This is a genomic window from Streptomyces sp. NH27 (genome assembly GCF_056859195.1).
The window spans coordinates 1-3,355 of sequence record NZ_JACEGK010000695.1 but is presented as its reverse complement, the minus strand read 5'-3'; the positions used below and the strand labels follow the sequence as shown (position 1 = coordinate 3,355).

The window sequence follows — 3,355 nt, the reverse complement described above, 5'->3', positions numbered from 1 at the left end:
GTCGCGGGGGCGCATCCCGTCGAGGAGGGTGTCCACCACGCGGTCGGCGAGGTCCTCGGGGAGCGGCGCGTCCGGGCGGAGCGTGGCGCGGGCGAGGACGGGACCGGACACCATGTCGCAGAGCAGTTCGAGGTCGGTGCCGAGTTCGGGGCGGATCTGGCCGGTGGCGATGCCGCGCTCCAGCAGCGCCCTGAGCATCTGGCGGCGGCTCGCGATGACGGTGTCGTGGTAGCGCTTCCACAGTGCCGGGTTGCTCTGCACCTGCGTCACCATGGTCCGCAGCAGCGCGGACTCCCGCTTTGCGAGGCTGTGCCGGCGGATGAACTCGACCGCGCAGACCAGGTCGTCACGCAGGTTGCCGGTGCGGCCGACCGGCGGCGGCGTGTCGACGGTGGCCAGCACGGCGAGCAGCAGCGCGTCCTTGCCGGACCAGCGCCGGTACAGCGTCGCCTTGCCGACGCCCGCCTCCCGCGCGATGCCCTCCATGGTCAGGTCGTCGATCGACGTGCCCTCGGAGATCAGCCGCAGCACGGCGTCGCAGACGGTACGGTCGACGGCCGCGTTGCGCGGGCGTCCGCGCGGTGCCGTGGCCGCCGCACCGCCGGCCGTATCGCCTTCCGTACCGCCGTCCGTCACTGCTCCACACCCACCATCTCCCGCTCGTCCGTGCCGCCGGCCGCCGGAGCCGGTACGGCCCTGGCCGGCAGGAAGGCGAACGCGACCACACCGCCGATGATCGCGACCGCGGCGGAGGCGGCCGCCGTGACGTGCATGGCGTGGATGAACGCGTCGTTGGCGGGCTGCACCAGCGCGGTGCCACGCGAGCCGAGCCGGTCGGCGACCCCGAGGGTCGCCTCGATCGACTCGCCGGCCGCGTGCCGCTTGTCGACGGGCAGGCTGCCGAGGTGGGACTTGATGCCGTTGCGGTAGACGGTGGACATCACCGAGCCGAGTACGGCCACGCCGAGCGCGCCGCCGACCTGCCGGAAGGTGTTGTTGACCGCGGACCCGGACCCGGCCTTCTCGCGCGGCAGCGACGACATGATCATCACGGTGGCGGGCGGCATGACGTGCGCCATCGCCGTGCCCATCAGGAAGAACAGCACCTCCATCACCCAGATGGGGGTGGACTGGCCGAGCATGAGGAAGCCGAGGAAGGACAGCCCGGTCAGCATCATGCCGCCGGCGCACACCGCCCGGGCGCCGAGCCTGTCGACCAGCAGCCGTGCGCGCGGCGCGAACACCATCTGCGCGGCGGCCAGCGGGAGCAGCAGCAGGCCGGACTGGAGGGCGCTGTAGCCGCGTACCGACTGGGTGTAGAAGACGATGAAGAAGGTCACACCCATCAGCGCGAAGAAGACCAGGCCGATCGCGGCGACCGAGGCGGAGAACTGCCGCTTCTTGAAGTAGCGGACGTCCAGCGCGGGGTGGCTGCTGCGCGCCTCGAACCAGACGAAGCCGCAGAGGATGGCGAGGCCGGCCACGGAGGTGACCCACACCTCGGGGCGGGTGAAGTCGCCGTACTGGCCGCCCTTGATGATGCCGTAGATGAGCAGCACCAGGCCGGCGATGGACATCAGCACGCCGATCGGGTCGAGCCGTCCGGGCCGCGGGTCCTTGGAGTCGGGCACGATCATGAACATCGCGACCAGCGCGGCGACCACGATCGGCACGTTGACCAGGAAGACCGAGCCCCACCAGAAGTGCTGGAGCAGCAGGCCGCCGGTGATCGGGCCGACCGCGATGGCCAGGCCGACCACGCCGGCCCAGATGCCGATGGCCCGCGGCTGCTCCTCGCGCTCGAAGACGTTCATGATGATGGCGAGGGTGGCGGGCATGATGAACGCGCCGCCCAGGCCCATCACGCCACGCCAGGCGATCAGTTCACCCGCGGAGCCGGCGAACGCGGACAGCGCAGAGCCGGCGCCGAACACGAACATGCCGAAGAGCAGCACCTTTTTGCGGCCCAGCCGGTCGCCGAGCAGCCCCGCGGTGAACAGCAGGCCCGCGAAGACCAGGGTGTACGAGTTGATCGCCCACTCCAACTCGCTCTGGCTGGCGCCGAGTCCGGTCGGGGCGGGCTGGGCGATCGTCTTCATCGCCACGTTGAGGATCGAGTTGTCCAGCACCACGACCAGGAGGCTGAACAGCAAGACGGTGAGAATCGCCCAGCGTCGGCGATGGATCGCCTCGGGCACTTTGGTGACAATCGCATCAGCGGCCATTACACGAGGGTACCTCATTTACGATACGGCCCCGTCTCGTATCGCAAAGCGCGGGTAAAGCGGTCCCCTGGGACGCGGGGCCGCCGCGGAGAAGCCGCGGGCACTGGGGGCGCCCCTGGCCCCGGGGGGCGCCTCTGCCCACGCAGGGCGCCGTGGAGGGCTTTCGGCGCGGCGCCCGGCGTGCCAGCATGGGAGGTGGTCCGGGGACGCCGTCAGGGCGCCTCGAGATGACATGAAGGAGCCGTCACCATGACGCAGCTTCCGGCTGCCCAGAAGGCAGCCGACAACCCCAAGGCGCTCTACGGCGGGACCGGCACCCGCCGGGTGACCGTACGCGACCTGGGTGCCGCCAAGGAGCGCGGCGAGAAGTGGCCCATGCTCACCGCCTACGACGCGATGACCGCGTCCGTCTTCGACGAGGCAGGCATCCCGGTGCTGCTCGTCGGCGACTCGATGGGCAACTGCCACCTCGGCTACGACACCACCGTGCCGGTCACGCTCGACCACATGACGATGCTGTCCGCCGCCGTGGTCCGCGGCACCAGCCGGGCCCTGATCGTCGGCGACCTGACCTTCGGCTCGTACCAGGAGGGCCCGGTGCAGGCCCTGCGCAGCGCGACCCGGCTGGTGAAGGAGGCCGGCGTCGGCGCGGTGAAGCTGGAGGGCGGCAAGCGCTCGCTGGCCCAGACCGAGGCACTGGTCGAGGCCGGCATCCCGGTCATGTCGCACATGGGCCTGACCCCGCAGTCCGTGCACACCCTGGGCTACCGCGTCCAGGGCCGCGGCGACGAGGCGGCGCACCGCCTGGTGCAGGACGCCAAGGCCGCGCAGGACGCGGGCGCCTTCGCGCTGGTGCTCGAACTGGTGCCGAGCGAGGTCGCCGCCGAGATCACCAGCACGCTGGAGATCCCCGTGATCGGCATCGGCGCCGGCCCGGACACCGACGCACAGGTGCTGGTGTGGACCGACATGGCCGGGATGACCGGCGGCAAGGTGCCGCGCTTCACCAAGCAGTACGCCGACCTGCGCCGCACCCTGGGCGACGCGGCGAAGGCGTACGCGCAGGACGTGGTGGGCGGGGAGTTCCCGGCGCAGGAGCACACCTTCCACTGAGGCCGATATCGCCGAGG

At 71.2% G+C, this 3,355-nt stretch carries 3 protein-coding genes; 1 reads left to right on the top strand and 2 read right to left on the bottom strand.

From position 1 onward, the window contains the following. Both AC13HU_RS34550 and AC13HU_RS34545 read right to left on the bottom strand, forming a co-directional pair. On the bottom strand, positions 1-636 hold a 636-nt coding region (locus tag AC13HU_RS34550), incomplete at its 3' end, for a TetR/AcrR family transcriptional regulator (RefSeq protein ID WP_483045947.1). After that, entirely contained in the window at positions 633-2,225 is a 1,593-nt protein-coding gene (locus AC13HU_RS34545; protein ID WP_483045946.1) for an MFS transporter, read from the bottom strand. The genes AC13HU_RS34550 and AC13HU_RS34545, both read right to left, overlap by 4 nt. A 249-nt stretch (positions 2,226-2,474) precedes the next feature. Here AC13HU_RS34545 and panB point away from each other — a divergent pair, with 249 nt between their 5' ends. After that, entirely contained in the window at positions 2,475-3,338 is an 864-nt protein-coding gene (gene panB, locus AC13HU_RS34540; RefSeq protein ID WP_483045945.1) for a 3-methyl-2-oxobutanoate hydroxymethyltransferase, read from the top strand. Positions 3,339-3,355 lie beyond the last annotated feature (17 nt).